Origin of the sequence: Flavobacterium stagni (assembly GCF_004122105.1) — a bacterium.
Classification (GTDB): domain Bacteria; phylum Bacteroidota; class Bacteroidia; order Flavobacteriales; family Flavobacteriaceae; genus Flavobacterium; species Flavobacterium stagni.
Window position 1 is genome coordinate 141,501 of the sequence record NZ_SBKN01000002.1, and the last position, 21,186, is coordinate 162,686.

Consider the following 21,186-nt stretch of genomic DNA (forward strand, 5'->3'; position numbering starts at 1 on the left):
AGCTAAAAATTAAGCAGGTTCGCCATATAAATCAAATTCAGTAGCGTCCGTAATTTTAATATTTACAAATTCACCCGTTTTTAAATAGTATTGCGTTGCGTCAATGAGTACTTCATTATCGACATCCGGACTGTCAAATTCTGTTCGGCCCACAAAGTATTGACCTTCTTTACGATCGATTACGCATTTAAAGGTTTGGCCAATTTTTTCCTGATTCAAATCCCATGAAATTTGTGATTGAATGTCCATAATTTCTTGTTGACGGGCATATTTGACTTCTTCTGGAACATCATCTTCAAGAGCAAAAGCACCTGTGTTTTCTTCGTGGGAATACGTAAAACAACCCAATCGTTCAAAACGCATTTCTTGTACCCAATCTTTTAAGATTTGGAAGTCTTCTTCCGTTTCACTAGGATAACCTACAATCAATGTAGTGCGAATAGCCATTCCAGGAACACGTTCGCGGAAATCTTTTAATAATCGCGTGGTTTTTTCTTGTGTGGTTCCGCGTTTCATCGATTTCAATATCGAATCGGAGATATGTTGTAAGGGAATGTCGATGTAATTACAAATTTTGGGTTCTTTTTTCATAAGATCCAAAACGTCCATAGGGAATCCGGAAGGGAAGGCATAATGCAAGCGAATCCATTCAATACCGTCTACTTTTGCAAGCGCCTCTAGTAATTCGGCTAGATTTCTTTTTTTGTACAAATCCAAACCGTAATAGGTAAGGTCTTGCGCGATTAAAATCAATTCTTTTACACCATTTCGGGCTAAACCTTCGGCTTCTTTAACCAATTTTTCAATGGGTTGTGATACGTGTTTACCACGCATCAAAGGAATGGCACAAAAACTACAGGGACGGTCACAACCTTCGGCAATTTTTAAATAGGCATAATTTTTTGGGGTAGTTGTTAAACGTTCACCCAATAATTCATGTTTATAATCTGCTCCAAGTGCTTTTAACAGCAAAGGCAATTCAGTCGTGCCAAAATATTGATCCACATTCGGAATTTCTTTTTCTAAATCGGGGCGATAGCGTTCTGACAAACAACCTGTCACAAAAACTTTGTCTACTACGCCACGTTCTTTTTTGTCGGCATATTCAAGAATCGTGTTGACCGATTCTTCTTTTGCATTGTCAATGAATCCGCATGTATTAATAACAACTATATTGCCTTCTTGCTCATGAACGACATCTTTACCACTGGCTTTCAGTTGCCCCATTAACACTTCACTATCATAGGTGTTTTTGGAACAGCCTAAGGTGATTACGTTTATTTTATTTTTTTTTACCGATTTGGTTCTCATATTCTTACTAAAAAATGGACTGCAAAATTAGGCTATTTATTTGAGTCCCGAAATAAAAAAGCCGCTCAAAAATGAACGGCTTCCATCGATTTTATATTTTTTATTATAACTCAAACAGTACAGTTACACTTACGTTGTCATAAACGGCTTTGGTGCGTGCACTATCGGTTAAACCACGATTAAACATTTGCTGGTTGTAATTTCTAAAACCATGACTATACGATACATCCAATTTGGTATCGCCAAAACTGTAACCAATTCCGCCCGTATACGTAGTTAAGTGCCCAATAGTGTAGTGGTTTTTGTACGGACTTTGGTCCCAACGATATCCACCACGTAAACTCCATTGTTTGGCTTTGATTTCAGCACCTAGTCGAACTTCTGTAGCACTTTGAAGAACGTTATCTATGTTCGCATTTTCTTCAGTGAAATCGCGGCGCGGAGAAAACGTATTTCCGGCATAAAATTTTCGGGAAACGTCGGCACTAATCAAGCCTCTTTTACCAAAAATATACACACCACTTGCTGTTATTTTATCCGCTGTACGTAAGCGATACGGTTCGAATAACATGGTAATTTGTGGGTCAACAACCACCGTGTTGTATTGAGTGTTGTTTTGACTTGCATTAAGACCATAACCAGAAGTGATGATGTTTTGACGCAATTCGTCATTCAATTTCAACCAAGTTGGCGTTTCATAGGCTAAACCAAAACGAAGGTTTTTGTTGGCTTTAATAATGGCGCCCAACTGCATGGAGAATCCGTTACCATACGTGTATAATTCGTTATTAAAACGAATTTGGTCTACAGTAGATCCTGTTGGATAGATAGGATTATTATTGGTTTCATAAAAACTAGTGGTTTGTCTGAAATCCACAAAATGGAAATTCATATTAAGTCCCAATAATAACCAATCTTGGTATTGCATGGCCAAGTTGAATTCTAATTTACTACTGTACCCTTTGGAATCTAAAGTATATCTTTGATAATAATTTCCACCCGGTGCTACATTGGTGTAGTAATTGGTGTTATTTGGGTCACTAGGATTGAAAGGGTCAATTAAATAAGAGTTATAACCAAAATAGGCCTGTTGTTCATTGAAAAACAATTGATCAAAGGAATATCCTGTAATATTTCCAAAAGGTACCGCTTCACTAGGTGTTCTACCATTGGCATAGCTCAAAAAGTATTGATCAACCGAATTGTAGGGATTAGTTCCAGAAAAATAAACGGAATTGTTCAAATTTTTGGTGTTTTCATAATTTAATGAAATAGCAAATTTTTTCCAATCTCCTTTTTTGCTATTGTTATTGAAAACGAAAACCGCACCCGCCTGATTGAAATCTAGATGGTTGTCGTTTTCATTTTGTTGCGTTCCAAAATAATTCGATTTATTGGTTATGTTATAATCACTTAAAGTAATTCCGGCTTGATTGTTATTGAATATTAATGATCCAGCAGGATTTACACTAATGGCACTCAAATCACCGCCTACAGCTCCAAAAGCTCCACCCATCGCTCTGAAACGGGCGGTTCCATTTAAATCTTGAATGGAATATCGTAATGCATCCGTAATGTCTTGACTTGAAGCGGTGTAAAAACTCAGTCCCGTCAAACAAATGGCAAATATCTTTTTCATAGTAAATAAGTTGAATAGGTAAATAAATGTTATCGTCTTCCGCCACCGCCAGATCGACCGCCGCCTCCACTGAAGCCACCGCCTCCTCCGCCATAGCTTCCACCACCATAGCTACTGCTACTTGGGGAATAGGAACGGGTAGGAGTATAACTTCTTGGTGTGCTTTCAGTTCGTGTAGGAGTAACATTTTGAACCGAATTATTGCGAACGTTTCCAACAGAGTTTGGATTCGTTACCGTTCTTGGACTACCATTATTCACAACAGTTGTACTTCGAACACTTCCATTATTTGGGCGTACTCCTAAGTTGGTGGGACGAACATCAGAGTTTCGGGGATTTACAGTGTTTGAACGAGTATATCCATTGGCCACTCGACTTCCATTTATTCCGCCTAAATTATTTCTGTAAATCGTATTTCTTCTTCCACCGTTGTAGCCATAGTTGGAAGCCCAACCGTAATTTCCGTAGTAAGGATATCCATAGCCGTAGCCGTAATAGGGACTGTACCAGCCTCCCCAGCCCCAGCCAGCGCCGTACCAAGAATTCCATCCCCAGCCGTTGTTCCATCCCCAGCCAGCGCCGTACCATGAGTTCCAACCCCAGCCAGTATTCCAACCCCAGCCTGGTCCGTACCATGAATTCCAACCCCAGCCGTTGTTCCAACCCCAGCCATTTCCATACCAACCATTCCAGCCGGCACCGTATCCACCATAATAATTAACGGTTACATTGGAGGAGTTTTGTCCCCATCCATTGTAACCGTCAGTGTTTACTTGTTTTGCAGTTGAAGTTGTGTCAACTGGCGTGGTATAATTATCTACATTGGTAAAAATTTCTTCATTCTCTTGGTTGATGTTGCTGAAATAATTTTTGTAGTATTCACTATTCGCGTTGTCATTTTGTACGACACGATTTTGTGTGTTGTCTGAACTTCCATATACACCATCATTATCATAATACGATGAATTTTGATAGGTTCCACATGAAGTGACCAAGATTCCTAAGCCTATTGTAAATAGCCATCGGAAATTCTCGAATTGTTTTAGAGAAATTGTTTTCATATCTATAGCATTTTTATTGTTGGTCATTACAAAAATAGTTAGTTTTGCCGAACTATTAAGTTAAAATTTGATTAAACAATATTTGTGCCAAACTGTTCACTATGAGTAAGAATTTGACAAAAAGAGCGGAAGATTATTCCAAATGGTATAATGAATTAGTAGTGAAGGCTGACTTGGCTGAAAACTCGGGAGTGCGAGGCTGTATGGTCATAAAACCTTACGGTTATGCCATCTGGGAAAAGATGCAAGCGGAGCTGGATCGTATGTTCAAAGAAACGGGACATAGCAACGCCTATTTCCCTCTTTTTGTGCCGAAAAGCATGTTTGAAGCGGAAGAGAAAAATGCAGAAGGTTTTGCTAAAGAATGTGCTGTAGTGACGCACTACCGTCTTAAAAACGATGAAGAAAATAAAGGAAAACTCATCGTAGATCCCAATGCAAAATTGGATGAAGAATTGGTGGTTCGCCCTACAAGTGAAGCTATTATTTGGTCAACCTATAAAAACTGGATTCAGTCTTACCGAGATTTACCCTTGTTAATAAATCAGTGGGCCAATGTAGTGCGCTGGGAAATGCGCACGCGTTTGTTTCTTCGTACGGCCGAGTTTTTATGGCAAGAAGGGCATACTGCTCATGCAACAAAATCGGAAGCGATTCAAGAAACCGAGCAAATGATGAATGTGTATGCTGACTTTGTGGAAAATTTTATGGCTATCCCAGTTATAAAAGGGGTGAAGACGGCTAACGAGCGATTTGCTGGAGCTGAAGAAACCTATTGTATTGAAGCCTTAATGCAAGATGGTAAAGCTTTGCAAGCGGGTACTTCCCACTTTTTAGGGCAAAATTTTGCCAAAGCCTTTGATGTGAAGTTTGCCAATAACGAAGGAAAGCAAGAATACGTTTGGGGGACTTCTTGGGGAGTTTCAACCCGATTGATGGGGGCATTAGTAATGACGCATTCGGATGATAACGGACTTGTATTGCCTCCTAATTTGGCACCAATTCAAGTGGTTATCGTTCCTATATATAAAAGTGAAGAGGAATTAGCCGCTATATCTGAAGCAGCCAATACATTAACTGCTGCCTTACGAAAATTACGCATTTCTGTAAAATTTGATAACCGTACTACGCAAAAACCCGGATTTAAATTTGCAGAATGGGAGTTGAAAGGCGTGCCAGTTCGTGTAGCCATCGGACCTAAAGATCTTGAAAACGGAACCTTCGAAATTGCCCGTCGCGATACGTTAACCAAAGAAGTGGTGTCAAAAGAAGGTATTGAATTATACATTGATTCCTTATTGACTCAGATTCAAGAAAGCATGTACAGTCGCGCTTTTGAATACCGCGATACCCACATTACTAAAGTTGAAAACTTTGAAGAATTCAAAGAAGTTTTGGCGACGAAAGGTGGATTTGTGGCAGCGCATTGGGATGGGACTTCAGAAACCGAGGAAAAAATCAAAGAATTGACCAAAGCGACCATTCGTTGTATCCCTTTAGACCAAGTGAAAGAAGACGGAAAATGTGTGCTTACCGGTGCAAAATCCTCAGGTAGAGTGCTGTTTGCCAAGGCCTATTAAAAAAATAGAAAAAAGTTTAAATGCAGGCTTGCGTGAATAAAAAATAGTTGTATTTTTGCATCCGCATTTGAGCAGTAGGCCCGTTCGTCTATCGGTTAGGACTCAAGATTTTCATTCTTGCAAGAGGGGTTCGATTCCCCTACGGGCTACAAATTAGTTGTAAATTAGTTTTATAAAACAAGTGTTTAGTGTCTCAAATAGTTGTTTTATTAGTTAAAACCAAAGTGATAATTTATTATTGTGGGAGGTTTTTCTTTTTTAACTAATAGTTTAAAAAAATTATTACAACAATTAAATTAAAAAGACAATGGCAAATCACAAGTCAGCTTTAAAAAGAATTAGAAGTAACGAGAAAAAAAGAGTGCTTAACAGATACCAGCACAAAACTACGCGTAATGCTATCAAAGCTTTACGTTTGTCAACTGTTAAGTCAGAAGCTGCTGCTAAATTGGCTAGTGTAATTTCAATGATTGATAAGTTAGCAAAGAAAAATATCATCCATGATAATAAAGCTTCTAACTTGAAATCGAAATTAACGAAACACGTTAACAAGCTATAATTTCACGTTATACGAAATCAAAAAGCCCCGATGTAAATCGGGGCTTTTTTTATGGAGTAATTATTATTTTTTTAAGGATTCTAGCATTTCTCGGGTAATCGGTTTTGATAAAAAGTCTAAAACCATTGGGTAGGATTTTGACTTTTCAATGTCCTTTGGGTCAATAGTCGAGGACAAAACAATTACTTTTAAATTGGGAAAATGTTCTATATAGTTGTGCTCTGTCATTTCGTCCAAAAATTCCCAACCGCCCATTACCGGCATGTTTAAGTCAAGAAACATCAATTCGGGTAAGATAAAATCGGGATCACTAATATGCCCGCCTTTGATAGCATCTAAATATTTTAGTGCATCTTCACCATTATTAGCAATATCAATTACTTCGGAAAATTCACTTTTCTGAATTACTTTTTTGCAAAGCATTAATGTAATCGGGTCATCATCGACACAAAGTATTTTTTTATACATATATACTAGTCGTTTTTAAAGGTAATGGTAAACGTGGTACCAACGCCCACTTCACTTTCGATACTTATAGTTCCGCCCATCGATTCAACTTGCGATTTTACAAGATATAATCCCAATCCTTTGCTATCTGGGTTATCATGAAAGCGTTGATAAAGTCCAAATACTTTTTCTTTATGTCGTTTTAAATCAATGCCTAAGCCATTGTCTTTAAATGATAATTGGATGTCTTTATCTTTATTTTTGGCTGTCACCTCAATTTTTAATTGACGGGAAGGTTCATGATAGCGGAGTGCATTGGTAGTCAAATTTAATAAAATACTTTCAAAATACGATTTATTTACGTGTAATGAAGTTACTTTATCGACATCCAATTTGATAATCGGATTTAAATTCTGAATCAGAAAATTAAGTTGATTAAAGATGTTTTCAAAGACATCGCGGATCACTATAGGTTCCTTTTCAATAGAAGGTTTGTCTTTAATAATAATGACATTCACTAAGTCATTAACGGTTTCATTTAACTGTTGGGTGGAGCGCTCAAAACCTGAAATGATTTCTTTCAATTCTTCATCTTCAATTTCAAGGTCTTCCAAAAGTGTCAAAAGCCCGGTAAGATTTGATAGGGGTGCGCGTAAATTATGTGACGTGATGTAAGAGAACTGTTTTAAATCCGAGTTGTTTAACGTCAACTCTTTAATTAATTGTTCGCGTTCTTTTTCCTTGAGTTTTTCTTCTGTAATATCGCGTTGAATTGAAATCCAATGCGTGTGTTGGTTGTCTTTATTCGTGATTGGAATAATGGTTAAATTAACCCAATACTCTTCGTTGTTTTTACGCTTATTCAGGGTTTCAAATTTGAAAGCCTCCTTTTTCTTTAAAGCGTCTGAAATTAATTTAATATCTCGCTTATTTTTGAACCGATTTACAAGAATGTTGGCTGATTTTCCGATTACTTCTTCTTGTGTAAACCCGGTCATGCTTTCAAAAGCTGGATTCACATAAACAATCCGATCTTCTGGATGATCAGCATTTGCTAATTCTGCAATGATTACGGTTTCTCTATTTTGAGTAATTACAGTTCCTAGTAATTGTAATCGTTGCTCTTCTTCTTTAGATTTGGTTATGTCTTGCATCGCACCAATCATCCGAATAACTTGATCATTCTCATCTTTTACCAAAAAGCCCCGATCAAAAACATAACGATAGGAACCATCTGCCGCCATGAAACGATATTCGTCCTGCCATTTTTCAGATTTTTGGGCGATGTAGGAATACAGTTTGACCGACATTTTTAAACTGTCTTCAGGATGAATTTTGTCAAACCACCACTGTAAATTATCACCTACCTCTTCTTTTTTGTAGCCAAAAACACCTTGAATCCCTTTGTTCCAAATAAATCGGTTGGTTTTTATATCCCAGTCCCAAATGGTATCACTGGTTGCTTTGGATACAATTTCAAAACGTTCATTGGAAACAGACAATTCGGCAAATTCTTTTTCGAATTGATGGATGTATGTTTCGTTGGTTGTTTCTTTTTTTGAAATCCAAAAAGTAAGCAGCCCCGATACAATCAGTCCTAAGATAATTCCAATTAAAATAACATACTGTGAAGATGAAAAAAAAGTAACCAATAGTATTCCTCCAAATACCAACGTAAAAACGATGAGGAAGAAGGGTAAATGTGAGGAAGCGGTTAATTTTTTCATTAGTTCAAAAATAGCAAAAAAATCGAAATTGGGAAGTTTAATCGAATTAAATGCATATTAAATCATGTATCAAAACTATTGATAACGAGGTTCTTTTTTCGAAAAATAAAGTGTACCTTTGCACCTTCAAAATTTTCACATGGAATCGATTAGAAACATCGCAATTATTGCACACGTTGACCACGGTAAAACCACTTTGGTTGACAAAATTATGTACCATTGTCAACTATTTCGTGAAAACGAAAACACAGGTGATTTGATTTTAGATAACAACGATTTAGAGCGTGAACGCGGAATTACCATTACTTCCAAAAACGTTTCAGTTGTATACAAAGGGACTAAAATCAACATTATTGATACTCCGGGCCACGCCGATTTTGGTGGAGAAGTAGAACGTGTATTGAATATGGCAGATGGAGTTTGTCTTTTGGTTGATGCCTTTGAAGGTCCGATGCCTCAAACCCGTTTCGTGTTGCAAAAAGCGATTGACTTGGGATTAAAACCATGTGTGGTTATTAATAAAGTCGATAAAGAGAACTGTACTCCTGAAGAAGTTCATGAGAAAGTTTTCGATTTAATGTTTGAATTAGGTGCAGAAGAATGGCAGTTGGATTTCCCAACCGTTTATGGTTCTGCTAAAAATAACTGGATGTCGGAAGATTGGAAAAATGTGACTACGAATATCGAACCTTTGTTGGATATGGTGGTTAACAACGTTCCCGCTCCCAAAGTTTCTGAAGGTACACCACAAATGTTGGTGACTTCTTTAGACTTCTCATCGTTTACAGGTCGTATTGCAATCGGTCGTTTAGAGCGTGGTTCTTTACGTGAAAATATGCCTGTTTCATTGGTAAAACGCGACGGTTCGATAACCAAATCAAAAATCAAAGAATTGCATACTTTTGAAGGATTAGGTCGTAAGAAAGTAGCTGAAGTGCACGCCGGTGATATTTGTGCTTTAGTAGGAATCGAAGGTTTCGAAATTGGAGATACTATTGCTGATTTTGAAAACCCAGAGGCATTGAAAAGTATCGCGATTGATGAACCAACGATGAGTATGTTGTTTACCATTAACGATTCGCCTTTCTTTGGTAAAGAAGGAAAATTTGTGACTTCCCGTCACATTAAAGATCGTTTGACCAAGGAGTTGGAGAAAAACTTAGCCTTACGCGTAAGTGAAACCGATTCAGCAGATAAATTCATGGTATTCGGTCGTGGTGTATTGCACTTGTCGGTATTAATTGAAACGATGCGTCGTGAAGGTTACGAACTACAAATCGGACAGCCTCAAGTTATCATCAAAGAAATTGACGGTCAAAAATGCGAACCTATTGAAGAGTTAACGATTGACTTACCTGAAAATGTTTCGGGGAAAGCGGTTGAATTCGTAACCGTTCGAAAAGGAGAGATGTTGAGCATGGAGCCTAGAGGAGAGCGTATGATTATCAAATTTAATATTCCTTCTCGTGGAATTATCGGTTTGCGTAATCAATTGTTGACGGCTACTGCTGGTGAGGCGATCATGGCTCACCGTTTTATCGGTTATGAACCCTTAAAAGGAGATATTTCAGGTCGTATCAATGGATCGTTAATCTCTATGGAGAACGGTAAAGCAATTCCTTATTCAATTAACAAGTTACAAGATCGCGGTAAATTCTTCGTAGATCCGAATGAAGATATCTATGAAGGTCAAGTAGTGGGTGAAAATTCACGTGCAGACGATTTAGTAATCAATATTACCAAAACGAAGCAGTTGACCAACTTCCGTTCGGCGGGTGCAGATGACAAGACACGTATTGTGCCAGCTATCAAATTCACGCTAGAGGAAGCGTTAGAATACATCCAAAAAGATGAATACGTAGAGGTAACGCCTAAATCGATTCGTTTGCGTAAAATTTTATTGAATGAAAACGATCGTAAACGTTTTAAAAATTCGATTGCTTAATTTTAAGTAAGCTATAAAATTGTAAAGCCATCTCATTGAGGTGGCTTTTTTTTATGAATTGTATTAGCGTTTTAAACTAAAATGGCCTTTGAAAACTCTACCATCGTTCATTTGTAATACATACCAGTAATCATCAGCCGGAGCAGGTCGATTATTTATTGTTCCATCCCAACCGGATTTTAAGGGATCAACCGCGAAAATGACTTTGCCATAGCGGTCAAAAATGAGGAACTCTTTTACTTTTGAAGCAGAGGATTGAATCCCTTTGATCTGCCAATGGTCATGCACTCCGTCCAAATTGGGGGTGAAATAGTTGGGAATTCCCAATAGGGAAACGGGTGTGAAAATCATACCACAGCCATTTTTGTCCCAAACCTTTATTGTATGCTCTCCAGCAATGACCGGTTCGAAATGAGGCGAATTTTGTAGGGGTGAGTCATCCAAACTATACCAGTAGTCGCCAATGCCATCCACAATTACCGTTATCGAATTAGCATCAATAAGATCCACAATTTGAATTTCAGTGAGTTGGGGAATTTCCGATTGAAATACTTCAATAGTTGCTGAATTTTGACAACCAGTAGTGGTATCCGTAAGGGTAACTGTATAATTGCCCGGAGCAAATACCGCTAGTGTAGATGTTGTACTCGTTCCAGGATTCCATTGGAAGGTATAATTCCCTGCAGTTTGAACTTGACAGGTGAGGTAGACGGGCTGTGAGGGTAAATTTTTACATAAAATTCCAGAGGACAGTAGTGTAGCTTGCGGAATTTCATAATTGCTCAATTGTATTAGATGTAGACCAATACACGTTTCCAACACGTTTTCAACACGAACATAAATTAGTTGGTTTGAAATGGTACTCGTATACGGTTGGTTGATAATTGGATTGGATTCTAATAAGGCGTCTTGTAATGAGGTGAAATAGGTTACAACACTTCCCGGAGTTTCATAACCCGCATCTGAAAATAGAAACGAACTACTCCCAGTTGTAGGATCTACACAATTCATCAAGGAAACCGATTGAGTAGGATTGACCGAAGTGATCAAATTCACATGAGAAAGGGAAGAACAGCCTGTTGTCGTATTGGTTATTTTAGCTGTAATGAGTTGTGGGTTTTGAATAGATTGATACGAAAAATTCAAAGGATTTACCCCTAAATTCGCATCACTATCATTTAAATAATAACTTACCGAATAATCAACATTTCCATTACTTAGCGTAGTTGTTGCATGATTTAAATTGTATAGGGTTAAACCATCCGGATTTAACTCAAAATCACATTGACTTAAGCTTATAGATTGAACGGGAGGTAAGGGATGAATCTTTATTTTAAACGATTTAAAAACGGAACAATTGGTAGCCGTATTGGTCACTTTTACCCAAATCGTTTCCTCTTGATAAGGATTGGCATTGGTATACAATACAGGAAGTGGAATAGAGGAGTTGATGTCATCAAGGAAGGTAACACTATTGGCACCATTCGAACTCATTAAACTCGCATAGTTAGTGAAATTGAATTGTTGCAATCCTGTTCCATTCGTGTCACAAAGTTCCAAATCAGGTAAATCGGGTAAATTTAAATTGGTTACAGTAAGTATAAATGGCGCAAAAGTTGAACATTCTGAAAGTGAATTTTCTAATCGAATATACAGTTGCTGTGGATTGCTTGTATAAATGAAATGCGTGGGATCAAGTATGGGATTGGTATTTGAAAGCGCATCACCATCTGTTAGAAAATATTGCGTGGTAATGTTGGTCTGACTTCCAATAGCTAAATTGCTATTTTGAGTGATATCAACACCTTGACTACTGTCGGGTTGACATAAATTTAAATCCAAATAGTTAGGATTGGTAGTATTAGTAATATTTGGAGGGTCGTTGAAAGTAGCTGTACCCTCCCAATCCAAGGAAAAGTTACCATTTCCAATAGCCCGATTGACAACAATATAATATACTTCATCGGGGTAGGTCATAATGGATTGAACATAACCATTCCCGTCTGACCCTGGACCTTCAAAATATTCAGTTTCTGTATCATTTAAACCCGTTGTATTGTAATTCAAACCCGCTAAGTTTGGATTAGTCGTCGAACAACGAATTGCATTTCCTAAAGCACTACACCCATTGGAACCATCAAAAACAAAAAAATCATAATCAACTACCAAACTCGAGTTTGCTGGGGTGATGGTAAAAGCTAACGTCCCCGCAGTTTTAATGGTAACTTTAATCCATATCGAATTATATTCTCCAGAACCACATGTGTTTTGAGGATTCAATTCTTGAACATTCCCCGAACCATTAACAGGTAAATTGGAAAAACTAGTATTGCCACAGGTGATTACCGATTGATCACAATCCGATTGCCCCCAGATGGAAAGAGGAAAAATTAAAAGTAGGGCAAATAGAATTTTTTTGGACATACACTGAATTCTTATTTAGCGTTTGAGCGCAAAATGTCCTTTAGCGATTCGTCCATCATCAATTTTTATGAAGTACCAATAATCATCCGCATTGACAGGATATCCATTGTAAGTTCCATCCCAGCCTGAACCCAATGGAGAAATTTGTTTGATTAATTTACCAAAGCGATCAAAAATCAATATTTCTGTATTGGGATGGAAGGTTGCATTCACTCCCTTTATGTTCCAAGTATCATTAAATCCATCTCCGTTAGGTGTAAAATAGGCCGGAACACCCAATACAGAAACGGTATATTCAGCAATACCACATCCGTTCAAATCTTTTACATAAACCGTGTGGATTCCCATAGGTACACCCGAGAAAGTTTCCGAACTCTGATACGGACCATAGGATTCATCAAGGCTGTAAACATAATCCCCATTTCCAGTTACATTCACTGTAATCGTATTGATTTCACTTAAATCTACGACTGTAACAGAATCAATGGTTGCAATTACAGAAGAGTTTACTTTGATGTTTCGTGTCACTGGACAATTGGCACTATTCGTAACTTCTACACTGTAATCGCCTTCTTGATTAACAGTTAAAGTATATTGATTAGCGCCAGCAATGGCTGTCCCATTGAAATACCATTGGTAGGTGTAGGTCGGGATTAAAGAGGCAGGACTCACACCTGCATCTAATGTTACTGTAAAATTGGGCAAGTTGGTACAAACCAAGGTGTCATCCCATCCTTGTGCATTAATATTCACATAAGGAAGCGGTTTAACTTCAAAAGCTAAGGTCGTAGTCACAGGACAACTCGTGTTAATTGGATTCACTGCGGTAACCACAACGATTTGTGTTCCCGATGGAAACGGATTGGGTAAGTTGTTGTTATAAACAGTACCATTAGCCAAAGTAAATGTCAAATCAACACCTGTCTGACCCTGAAGCAACTGACTCGAAATAGTTGAAGTGTCAAAATTAATCAATCCATCTTGTTGCATCGGATCTATTTCATCATCACATCGAATTAAATCGGCTGCGTTTACTGCAAATAATTCAGGTAAATCATCCACAATAAAAGTAATGGTGCCCGTGCGGTAACAGGGGCCGTCAGCGGCTAGTGTCCCTGTATTTTCTATACGAACCGTAATAGTTTCCGTGCCATTCACTGTAAAAGTAGGAGGGAATGGAGATGGAATAGGTGAGCCAGCACTCGTGGTGTAAAAGATGTTCACATTGGTTTGTCCTTGTAAAATAGTACTCTCCAAACTAGAAGTATTGAAAGTATAACTGCCATCTTGATTATCATCACAATGGCGAATCACATTGTTGGTGCCAACGGGATGAATTGTAGGCAAAGCCTGAACTGTAAGTGTAATGTAAGGTCCTAAACCAAAACAAGCATTGTCCACATTACTATCCACACGAACCCAAATTTGTTGCACATTGGGATAGCCTATATTCATGTAGTTGGAGGTATTGGTTATAGCTAAAGAGTTTCCGTTAGAATCTACTTCAGCTAAGGCATCGGCTTCGTTTTTATAATAGGTAATGGTGTAAGCAGCAGTAGTAGGAAGTAAACCTTGGATTTGCGTAGTCACCGAACTGAAATCAAAATTGGCAATTCCATCTGTATCGGTATTGCTCGGACTCACATAATAGTCACATTGGATGAAATCCCAATGCGTTCCTGCGGGTATTTGAGTCGCCGAAACAATCAAATTCAAACGTGCAATTCGGTAACATTGATTCGCATTTTCAACGCGAACCCAAACCGTTGTATTGGAAGTAGTATATGCTGTTATATTAGTTATTTGAACACTCGTATCATTCGTGTCTGCTCCGGTTTGTGTAGTAAAATAGGTGAATGTTTCAAAAGCAGCATTAGCAGAAATTATACTGTTTTTTTGCGTCAAATTGAAACTGGAGATTCCATCCGTATCATCATCACATTGGACTAAGGTTATTGGTGTATTAACAACTGGAAGCGCATAAGTTGTTAAAGTTGCCGGATCTGAATTCAATCCACAACTATTGCCGTTGCGATTCAAAACAACTCGATACAAGTAACCCACCATGGTTGGTGTTACACTAGTTACCGTTAGTGTTGCCGTTGTTGTACCACTATAAGGTGCCGTATTGGTAAGCGAACTCCATGTAACTCCATTATCTGTCGATAATTCCCATTGGTAAGCATCTATGGGAACCGTAGGTGTGATGGTAAATACCGCATTTTGTAATTCACAAACCGTTACATCTTGTGGCTGTGTGGTTATACTAATCGGTGCTGCAATAGTGTAATTGGTATTGGGGTTTATGTAGCCTCCAGCGCCTGTAACGAGTCCGCTACTGTTAACTGTTGGCGTGCTAGAAGTGCCCAAAATACCATCTCCATTAGCATCTGAATAACCGGCTTCAATGACATCGTTACAAGTATCATTGTCCGAATCTAAAGCAACATAATTGAATACACCATTGCCATCAGTATCAGCCAAAGTATAGCTAATCAAACCGCTATCAGTACTCGTTTCTAAACTATTTTGCAAACCATTTCCACCCACTGCAGGTGCATCAATAATTCCGTTGGCATTGGTGTCTGGTGCATTGCTACCCGATTCATTCAGGTCATAAATTCCGTCATTATCAGAGTCCAAATCCAAATAATTGGGTATGCCGTCACCATCAAAATCATTCACAACAAAAGTACTTCCAAACAAATCGTCCATACCATCGCTGTTGGTGTCAGTACCCGTTAAAGCCGAAAATGTATTTCCTTGTGATTCATAAAAATCGGGAATTCCATCATTATCACTATCAAAATCCAATTGATCAGCAACACCATCATTATCTGAATCTTTCGGAACGCAAGTCGCATAAAAACGGAAAGTCGCACGGTTCGCACTATCATCCACTAAATTTTTATGGAGAAAAGTTAGACTTGTTGTTAAGTTGGATTGAAATTTAAAAGTTCCTGTTCCCGCAGCTAATGGTGTACTGCTGTTTACACGAAAACGAATTTCAAAAGAGGAAAATCGCGTCACACCACTTTCATAAAATCCATCATAATTGGTGTCAATCAACAATTGATCGTTCGGATTGTCCACTGTAATTGTTTGATTGATTGGGCAACTGATGTAATATTCGCCTTTGTCGTTAATCAAGTCGGCGGCATTTGCCGTAGCCGCATATTCCATGCCCACTGAAATAGGTTGCGCAAAATTCAATTGGTATTTCACCCAATTTATTTTCCCCGCCGGAATGTCGGTTACTACAGTACCATCATTGGTCGAAGTCAATGGATTCGTACTCGCTGTACTTGAAGTAGTCACGGTTCCTGTAAACGTGTTGGAATAGGTACCCACTGAAATAGTTCCCGCAGCAGCATTGGTCAAATTTAAATATTGCGTGCCGTATGATTCCGCACAATTGGTAATTCCATCGTTATCCATGTCAATATCCACGTTATCCGGTACGTAATCGTTGTCCAAGTCAGTAGGGCAAGTACTCACGGGAAATTCATCGGAATAGAGTTCGATTCCACAACTCGCCAAACCCGCTTTTACTTTATAATAGCCAGGTTGTGTAGGCGTATAACTATTGCTGATGGCTCCTGGAATAGGAACATTATTAAAATACCATTGGTAGGTATCGAAGCCACTTTGCGCATTCACATTTAACTCAACATTTGGGATACAGTTCGTTAAATTAGTATTCACCTCTTGAAATACTACTTCCGGTTTAAAAATAAATCCCGAATAATAACCCCCAAAGGTTGCAGCACCACTATTGCCATAAGCTGCCAAGTACAATTCAGAGGTAGAATATACCGAAACATTTCCTTGCAAACCTGAAATTACATAACATTCATAGTTTGGATTACCTATAACTGCAGTTGGTCCTACTACAGTATATTGTGCACTTAAACTTGCTAAGGTGAAGGGTACAGTATCTACAATAAAATTCAAAGTAGAACCCACTTTTGTTGTTATGGTTGCTCTACCATCAAAACTAACATTGCCCACAAGATCAATAAACGGAATATTGTCTAAGGATTTCGGCGTTTGACAACTCAAAGGCGGTACAAAAAACAATTCTTGATTGGCTTGATTGGCCATTGAATTATCACCCACTGATTGATACGCAAAAATATTTTTACTAGAATGGACATATAAATTGCCATTTGCCGTATAATCAGCACCAGTTAAAGAAACATATTCTCCTGCATTTAAAGTATAGCTCGGCGTAGTAGCACCACTTAAGAAAATTTCTGTATTGTTTTCATGGGCAATTAATAGTACACGCTCCACATTATTCATACCATTACTCTTGATGAATATATAGTCAGTACCTGTTCGTTCTGCGGATACTATTTGATCAAAACCTGTATCAATATTGCTCATTTCGCCATTGGTTCCACCTATAGAACCACAATTCACCGCAATGGGTTTGTCTGCGGTAACTAGCGAACCAATCAAGGCATCTCTGTTGGCATTGGTCGGACCCTGAACCGCAATAATAAACGATTGACCGCTATTGAGTAATACAGGGGCTGGAGTATTTCCAGCTGATGTATTATTCACCAAAACGGCTCCCGTTTTAATACCACTAAATGTTACCGTCGTATTGTTTTCTGTTGCCAATACCGAAATAAAAGTATAATGACGTGCAGCATAACTACCCACTAGCATGTTGGTCATCCCTCCAATTCGAAATTGTGTCCCCAAGGCTGCCATACCCTTAGAAACCACACAACCCGCTTGGTTCCCTGTTTGATCAATAATCCGACCTGAAACGGAAATCAAGTCCTCAGCCTCAATGATATAGCCTGCGTCTTGAAGAATCACATTGGCATCTATTTGATCTACAACAAACTGACTCGGATTGCCACTTGTTGTAGTGTCAAATACATAAGGGTTATCTCTCGAAACAGTCCCTGTGATATTGACACTTCCTAATTGTTTAATCGTAAATTGAATAGGAGTAACACTTGGTGTTGAAATGTAAATGTATTTTTCGTTTATAGGCATGTCCATCGAACTGGACAATGGAGGTAGGTAATGGGTCTTACTGAATTGCGCCAAACAAAGCGCTGGTAATAAGAAAAGTAACAGTAAGGAGGCAACACAATTTTTCATGATCCAAAAATAAGAAATACGCACCGTTTGACTGATGCGTATTCTACTATTTTGGACTATTTTAACACAATTAAGGTTATAAATCTCTCTTGCGGATTAAGGCATACGAACCCCAAATGAAAATGGCTGTCCAACAAAGAACCGTAAATACCATAGTGTAATCCACACTGTAAATCTTGGGTTCGCTAACACCGACCTGATTTCCAATAGCTTGAATTAGTTCAAGTCGGGTAAACGGTTCAATAATTAAATTGGACATCGATTCCAAAGGAAGATATTTGAAAAAATAATCATAGGTGGTATCAAAATCACCCACCACAAATTTTCCAATAATTCCATAGCCTATTTTCTCCGTCATAAACCAAACAAATAAAAATCCAATCGCAAAGGCCGAACGCTTGATCAACACCCCCAAAAATAAACAGAAACTGAAAAAGCCCACCAATTTGACAAAGAATGCCAACAAATAATCCATTTGCGAAAAAATAATGCCCACTTCATCATAAGTCGAGTAGAGGAGCCCCAATAATAAGGAAATCACAAAGATGAAAACTGTGGAAACTAGGGCAAATACAACAACGGTCAAAAACTTTGAAAGCACAAACTCTTTCTTACTCATCCCGTCAATTAAATTCTGTTTCAAGGTGCCATACGTATATTCATTGGCCATCATCGATACAATCACCAAGGCCAAAAAGATTTTCGGCAGTGCCCCAATAAAACTGTTTAAATGCCAGATGTACGGGAAGTTGAAAATGCCTTGCTGCGATGCATCAAAGTGAAACGGACCAAAGTCAAATTCAATCGAAGCAATTAACGCAATCAAACTCAACACAATGAAATAGGTAAAGGTCAGCACCCGACTCGCGCGATTCAACCAAATTTTCTGTAATTCTATAGCTAATAATCGTTTCATGTGGACTTATTTTGATGCGGTGATTTTTAAGAATTCTTGTTCCAAACTGTTTTTGCGTTCACTCAAATGATCCAAATAAATCGAGCGCTCCGCCAAATACCGATTCAACGCCGCACCATCGATGGGCGAACTCCCTTGAATCCATAAACGACCGTTTTCAATTTTCATCGAAGAAAGGTCGGGGTAATCCTTCAAACTCGTTTGCAAAGCATCCAAATCGGAAGCTCCCAATTCCCAAGCCGTCGTTTGTTGCGCCATACCAGCCACCGTTCCCGAATACAACATTTTGCCGTATTGCAACACCAACACATGCGAACATACTTTTTCTACTTCATCCAACAAGTGCGAAGCCAACAAAATCGTTGTGCCCTGCGCAGCAATCAATTTGATGATGTCCCGAATTTGGTGAATTCCCTGCGGATCCAATCCATTTGTGGGTTCGTCCAAAATCAAAATTTCCGGATCATTCAACAAGGCCGAAGCAATCGCCAAACGCTGTTTCATCCCCAACGAATAGGTGCGAAATTTATGGTCTTTTCGATCCCATAAACCCACTAATTCCAGTTTTTCCTGCACTTTGTGGTACCCAATGCCTTTGATTTTGCACACCAGTTCCAGATTCTGTTGCGCCGACATGTACGGGTAAAAATTCGGACGCTCAATGATAGCCCCCACTTTTTTCAACGCTTCATGCGTCGGTAAGTTGCCACCAAACCAGCTGTACTCGCCCGATGTGCGGTTCACTACATTCAAAACAATGCCCAAGGTGGTTGATTTTCCGGAGCCGTTCGGACCCAAAATTCCATAAACATTACCTTTATGGATTTCCAGCGATAAGTCGTTTACAGCATGCACACGCCCATAACGCTTGTGTAAATTGCGGATAGATAAAATAGTTTCCAAGTTCTTATAGTTAGGTTATAGTTTTTAGACGAACCAATTCCCACTTTGTTACTGACGAAAATAATTTTTTGGGCGCTCCCCCCGAATCCCGCCAATTACTTCGATACGCGTTTTTCGTCGGGGGTCCGGCTTTCGGCCGTCGCTGCCCTCATGCTAACGCATCGGGCGAGCTCCGCAAGGCCTCAATCCGTAGCGCAAAAAAAAACTCCCGATAAAACATCGGGAGTTTTTTTTAGAAGCCCTAAAGCTCAGCATCTCAGCGGCTCAGTATCTCAGGAGCTTTTTCAGGGGACTAAATCGCACTCGCAATCGCCACAAAATCGGCCGCCTTTAACGCCGCACCGCCAATCAATCCACCGTCAACATCCGGTTTCGAGAAGATTTCTTTGGCATTTTCGGGTTTTACACTTCCGCCGTATAAAATTGATACATCCTCGGCCACCTTAGGGTAACGGGAACGAATCGTATTGCGAATAAATTCATGCATTTCTTGGGCTTGCTCCGGACTAGCGGTTTCGCCTGTACCAATCGCCCAAACGGGTTCATAAGCCAACACGATTTGCGCCCAATCTTTATCTTCGATATGAAACAAACCATCGCGTAATTGGTTTTCTACCACATTGAAATGTTGCCCGTTTTGACGGTCTTTCAATTCTTCACCAAAACAGAAAATTACCGTCATGTCGTGTTTTAAAGCCGTGTCCACTTTATTGGCTAATGCTGCATCGGTTTCATTGAAATACGCTCTGCGCTCAGAATGTCCTAAAATAACCGTCGACACTCCAATGCTTTTCAACATGTCGGCCGAAATTTCACCCGTATAGGCACCACTTTCCGCTTGGTGCATGTTTTGAGCGGCTACCGTAATCGGTGTAAACTCCACATGATCTGCTGCCGAAGCCAAATTCACAAAGGTAGGCGCCACCACAATTTCAGCCTCCAAATCCTCAGGAAGTTGGGCAATCAATTCATTCAATAAGTCTTCCGTTTCTTCGGCATTTTTGTGCATTTTCCAGTTGCCGGCAACAATTTTTCGTCTCATTATTCTAAAGATTTTAAAGTAGCATTCAATTTGTCAAAGTCGGTTTCAATCGCACGATAAATCGTGATTTTACCTTCTTTATCGATTATCATATAACGGGGAATCCAGTCCAAATCAACTGATTTTCCAAAACTCCCTTTCATTCCTTTTTCATCATTCACCCAATATTGGTCACCCACTAATTGGTGTTTTTCAATGCCCGCTTTCCATTTGTCAAAAGCTTTGTCCATGGAAATGAAAACATAATCCACTTTCGGATGCGCGGCTTGCATTTCTTTGACTTTAGGCATGGCTTTCACACAATCACTGCACCATGATGCCCAAATTTCAATTACTGTCACTTTACCTTCGTGTTTTTTCAAAACGTCAGCAAACTTCAATTCGTTACCGTCAACATCCGTCACTTTTTCTTTCAAACTCGCTTTAGAAAAGGCGGTTGGAACTTCGGTCTGTGCACACGAAAATAGTGAGAACAGTACCAAGGATAGGGAAACAATCTTTTTCATAG

14 protein-coding genes and 1 tRNA gene are annotated in these 21,186 nt (G+C 39.0%); 4 read left to right on the top strand and 11 right to left on the bottom strand.

What is annotated here, in order from left to right; translation table 11 throughout:
- Positions 1-9: 9 nt before the first annotated feature.
- The 3 genes from rimO to EQG61_RS05050 all read right to left on the bottom strand — a co-directional run bounded on the left by rimO (position 10) and on the right by EQG61_RS05050 (position 4,011).
- Positions 10-1,311, bottom strand: coding sequence for a 30S ribosomal protein S12 methylthiotransferase RimO (gene rimO / locus EQG61_RS05040; RefSeq protein ID WP_129460818.1), 1,302 nt, complete (start codon positions 1,309-1,311; stop codon positions 10-12).
- Positions 1,312-1,414: 103 nt separating this feature from the next.
- Positions 1,415-2,950, bottom strand: a complete 1,536-nt coding sequence (locus tag EQG61_RS05045) for an OmpP1/FadL family transporter (RefSeq protein WP_129460819.1) — start codon at positions 2,948-2,950, stop codon at positions 1,415-1,417.
- 29 nt (positions 2,951-2,979) lie between these two features.
- Positions 2,980-4,011, bottom strand: a complete 1,032-nt coding sequence (locus tag EQG61_RS05050; RefSeq protein ID WP_129460820.1) for a hypothetical protein — start codon at positions 4,009-4,011, stop codon at positions 2,980-2,982.
- A 101-nt stretch (positions 4,012-4,112) separates the two neighbouring features.
- On the opposite strand from EQG61_RS05050, the gene proS reads away from it, so the two are divergent.
- The 3 genes from proS (at position 4,113) to rpsT (ending at position 6,150) form a co-directional block, all read left to right on the top strand.
- Positions 4,113-5,591 (top strand): proline--tRNA ligase, encoded by a 1,479-nt coding sequence (proS, locus tag EQG61_RS05055; RefSeq protein ID WP_129460821.1) that lies wholly within the window; start codon positions 4,113-4,115, stop codon positions 5,589-5,591.
- 77 nt (positions 5,592-5,668) lie between these two features.
- Positions 5,669-5,740, top strand: a tRNA-Glu gene (locus EQG61_RS05060).
- A gap of 158 nt (positions 5,741-5,898) precedes the next feature.
- The gene (gene rpsT / locus EQG61_RS05065; protein WP_129460822.1) at positions 5,899-6,150 is read left to right on the top strand and encodes a 30S ribosomal protein S20; all 252 of its coding nucleotides are present in this window, start codon (positions 5,899-5,901) and stop codon (positions 6,148-6,150) included.
- Between the two features lie 63 nt (positions 6,151-6,213).
- Here rpsT and EQG61_RS05070 read toward each other — a convergent pair whose 3' ends face one another.
- Together EQG61_RS05070 and EQG61_RS05075 are read right to left on the bottom strand one after the other, a co-directional pair.
- A complete protein-coding gene (locus EQG61_RS05070) occupies positions 6,214-6,618 on the bottom strand; it encodes a response regulator (RefSeq protein WP_129460823.1) in 405 nt (134 codons plus the stop codon).
- 5 nt (positions 6,619-6,623) lie between these two features.
- Positions 6,624-8,324 carry a PAS domain-containing sensor histidine kinase gene (locus EQG61_RS05075; protein WP_129460824.1) on the bottom strand — a complete coding sequence of 567 codons (1,701 nt, stop codon included), beginning with the start codon at positions 8,322-8,324 and terminating at the stop codon, positions 6,624-6,626.
- Between the two features lie 139 nt (positions 8,325-8,463).
- Here EQG61_RS05075 and typA point away from each other — a divergent pair, with 139 nt between their 5' ends.
- Positions 8,464-10,269 (top strand): translational GTPase TypA, encoded by a 1,806-nt coding sequence (gene typA / locus EQG61_RS05080; RefSeq protein ID WP_129460825.1) that lies wholly within the window; start codon positions 8,464-8,466, stop codon positions 10,267-10,269.
- A gap of 63 nt (positions 10,270-10,332) precedes the next feature.
- Here typA and EQG61_RS05085 read toward each other — a convergent pair whose 3' ends face one another.
- The 6 genes from EQG61_RS05085 to EQG61_RS05110 form a co-directional block, all read right to left on the bottom strand.
- A complete protein-coding gene (locus tag EQG61_RS05085) occupies positions 10,333-12,693 on the bottom strand; it encodes a T9SS type B sorting domain-containing protein (protein WP_129460826.1) in 2,361 nt (786 codons plus the stop codon).
- Between the two features lie 15 nt (positions 12,694-12,708).
- Positions 12,709-17,817, bottom strand: a complete 5,109-nt coding sequence (locus EQG61_RS05090) for a T9SS type B sorting domain-containing protein (RefSeq protein WP_129460827.1) — start codon at positions 17,815-17,817, stop codon at positions 12,709-12,711.
- A gap of 76 nt (positions 17,818-17,893) precedes the next feature.
- Positions 17,894-18,733: an ABC transporter permease gene (locus EQG61_RS05095; protein WP_129460828.1), complete on the bottom strand. Its 840-nt coding sequence runs from the start codon at positions 18,731-18,733 to the stop codon at positions 17,894-17,896.
- A 6-nt stretch (positions 18,734-18,739) separates the two neighbouring features.
- The gene (locus EQG61_RS05100; protein WP_129460829.1) at positions 18,740-19,636 is read right to left on the bottom strand and encodes an ABC transporter ATP-binding protein; all 897 of its coding nucleotides are present in this window, start codon (positions 19,634-19,636) and stop codon (positions 18,740-18,742) included.
- A gap of 292 nt (positions 19,637-19,928) precedes the next feature.
- A complete protein-coding gene (gene tpiA, locus EQG61_RS05105; RefSeq protein ID WP_129460830.1) occupies positions 19,929-20,678 on the bottom strand; it encodes a triose-phosphate isomerase in 750 nt (249 codons plus the stop codon).
- On the bottom strand, positions 20,678-21,184 hold the full coding sequence (locus EQG61_RS05110; RefSeq protein ID WP_129460831.1) for a TlpA family protein disulfide reductase: 507 nt from the start codon (positions 21,182-21,184) through the stop codon (positions 20,678-20,680). The genes tpiA and EQG61_RS05110 overlap by 1 nt, the downstream gene beginning before the upstream one ends.
- Between the last annotated feature and the right edge of the window lie 2 nt (positions 21,185-21,186).

Bases quoted from the DNA above. Each gene is read 5' to 3' on its own strand.
- EQG61_RS05050 (WP_129460820.1), bottom strand. From the start codon at position 4,011: ATGAAAACAATTTCTCTAAAACAATTCGAGAATTTCCGATGGCTATTT.
- EQG61_RS05045 (WP_129460819.1), bottom strand. From the start codon at position 2,950: ATGAAAAAGATATTTGCCATTTGTTTGACGGGACTGAGTTTTTACACC.
- typA (WP_129460825.1), top strand. From the start codon at position 8,464: ATGGAATCGATTAGAAACATCGCAATTATTGCACACGTTGACCACGGT.
- proS (WP_129460821.1), top strand. From the start codon at position 4,113: ATGAGTAAGAATTTGACAAAAAGAGCGGAAGATTATTCCAAATGGTAT.
- EQG61_RS05090 (WP_129460827.1), bottom strand. From the start codon at position 17,817: ATGAAAAATTGTGTTGCCTCCTTACTGTTACTTTTCTTATTACCAGCG.
- EQG61_RS05110 (WP_129460831.1), bottom strand. From the start codon at position 21,184: ATGAAAAAGATTGTTTCCCTATCCTTGGTACTGTTCTCACTATTTTCG.
- EQG61_RS05095 (WP_129460828.1), bottom strand. From the start codon at position 18,733: ATGAAACGATTATTAGCTATAGAATTACAGAAAATTTGGTTGAATCGC.
- rimO (WP_129460818.1), bottom strand. From the start codon at position 1,311: ATGAGAACCAAATCGGTAAAAAAAAATAAAATAAACGTAATCACCTTA.
- rpsT (WP_129460822.1), top strand. From the start codon at position 5,899: ATGGCAAATCACAAGTCAGCTTTAAAAAGAATTAGAAGTAACGAGAAA.
- tpiA (WP_129460830.1), bottom strand. From the start codon at position 20,678: ATGAGACGAAAAATTGTTGCCGGCAACTGGAAAATGCACAAAAATGCC.
- EQG61_RS05085 (WP_129460826.1), bottom strand. From the start codon at position 12,693: ATGTCCAAAAAAATTCTATTTGCCCTACTTTTAATTTTTCCTCTTTCC.
- EQG61_RS05070 (WP_129460823.1), bottom strand. From the start codon at position 6,618: ATGTATAAAAAAATACTTTGTGTCGATGATGACCCGATTACATTAATG.
- EQG61_RS05075 (WP_129460824.1), bottom strand. From the start codon at position 8,324: ATGAAAAAATTAACCGCTTCCTCACATTTACCCTTCTTCCTCATCGTT.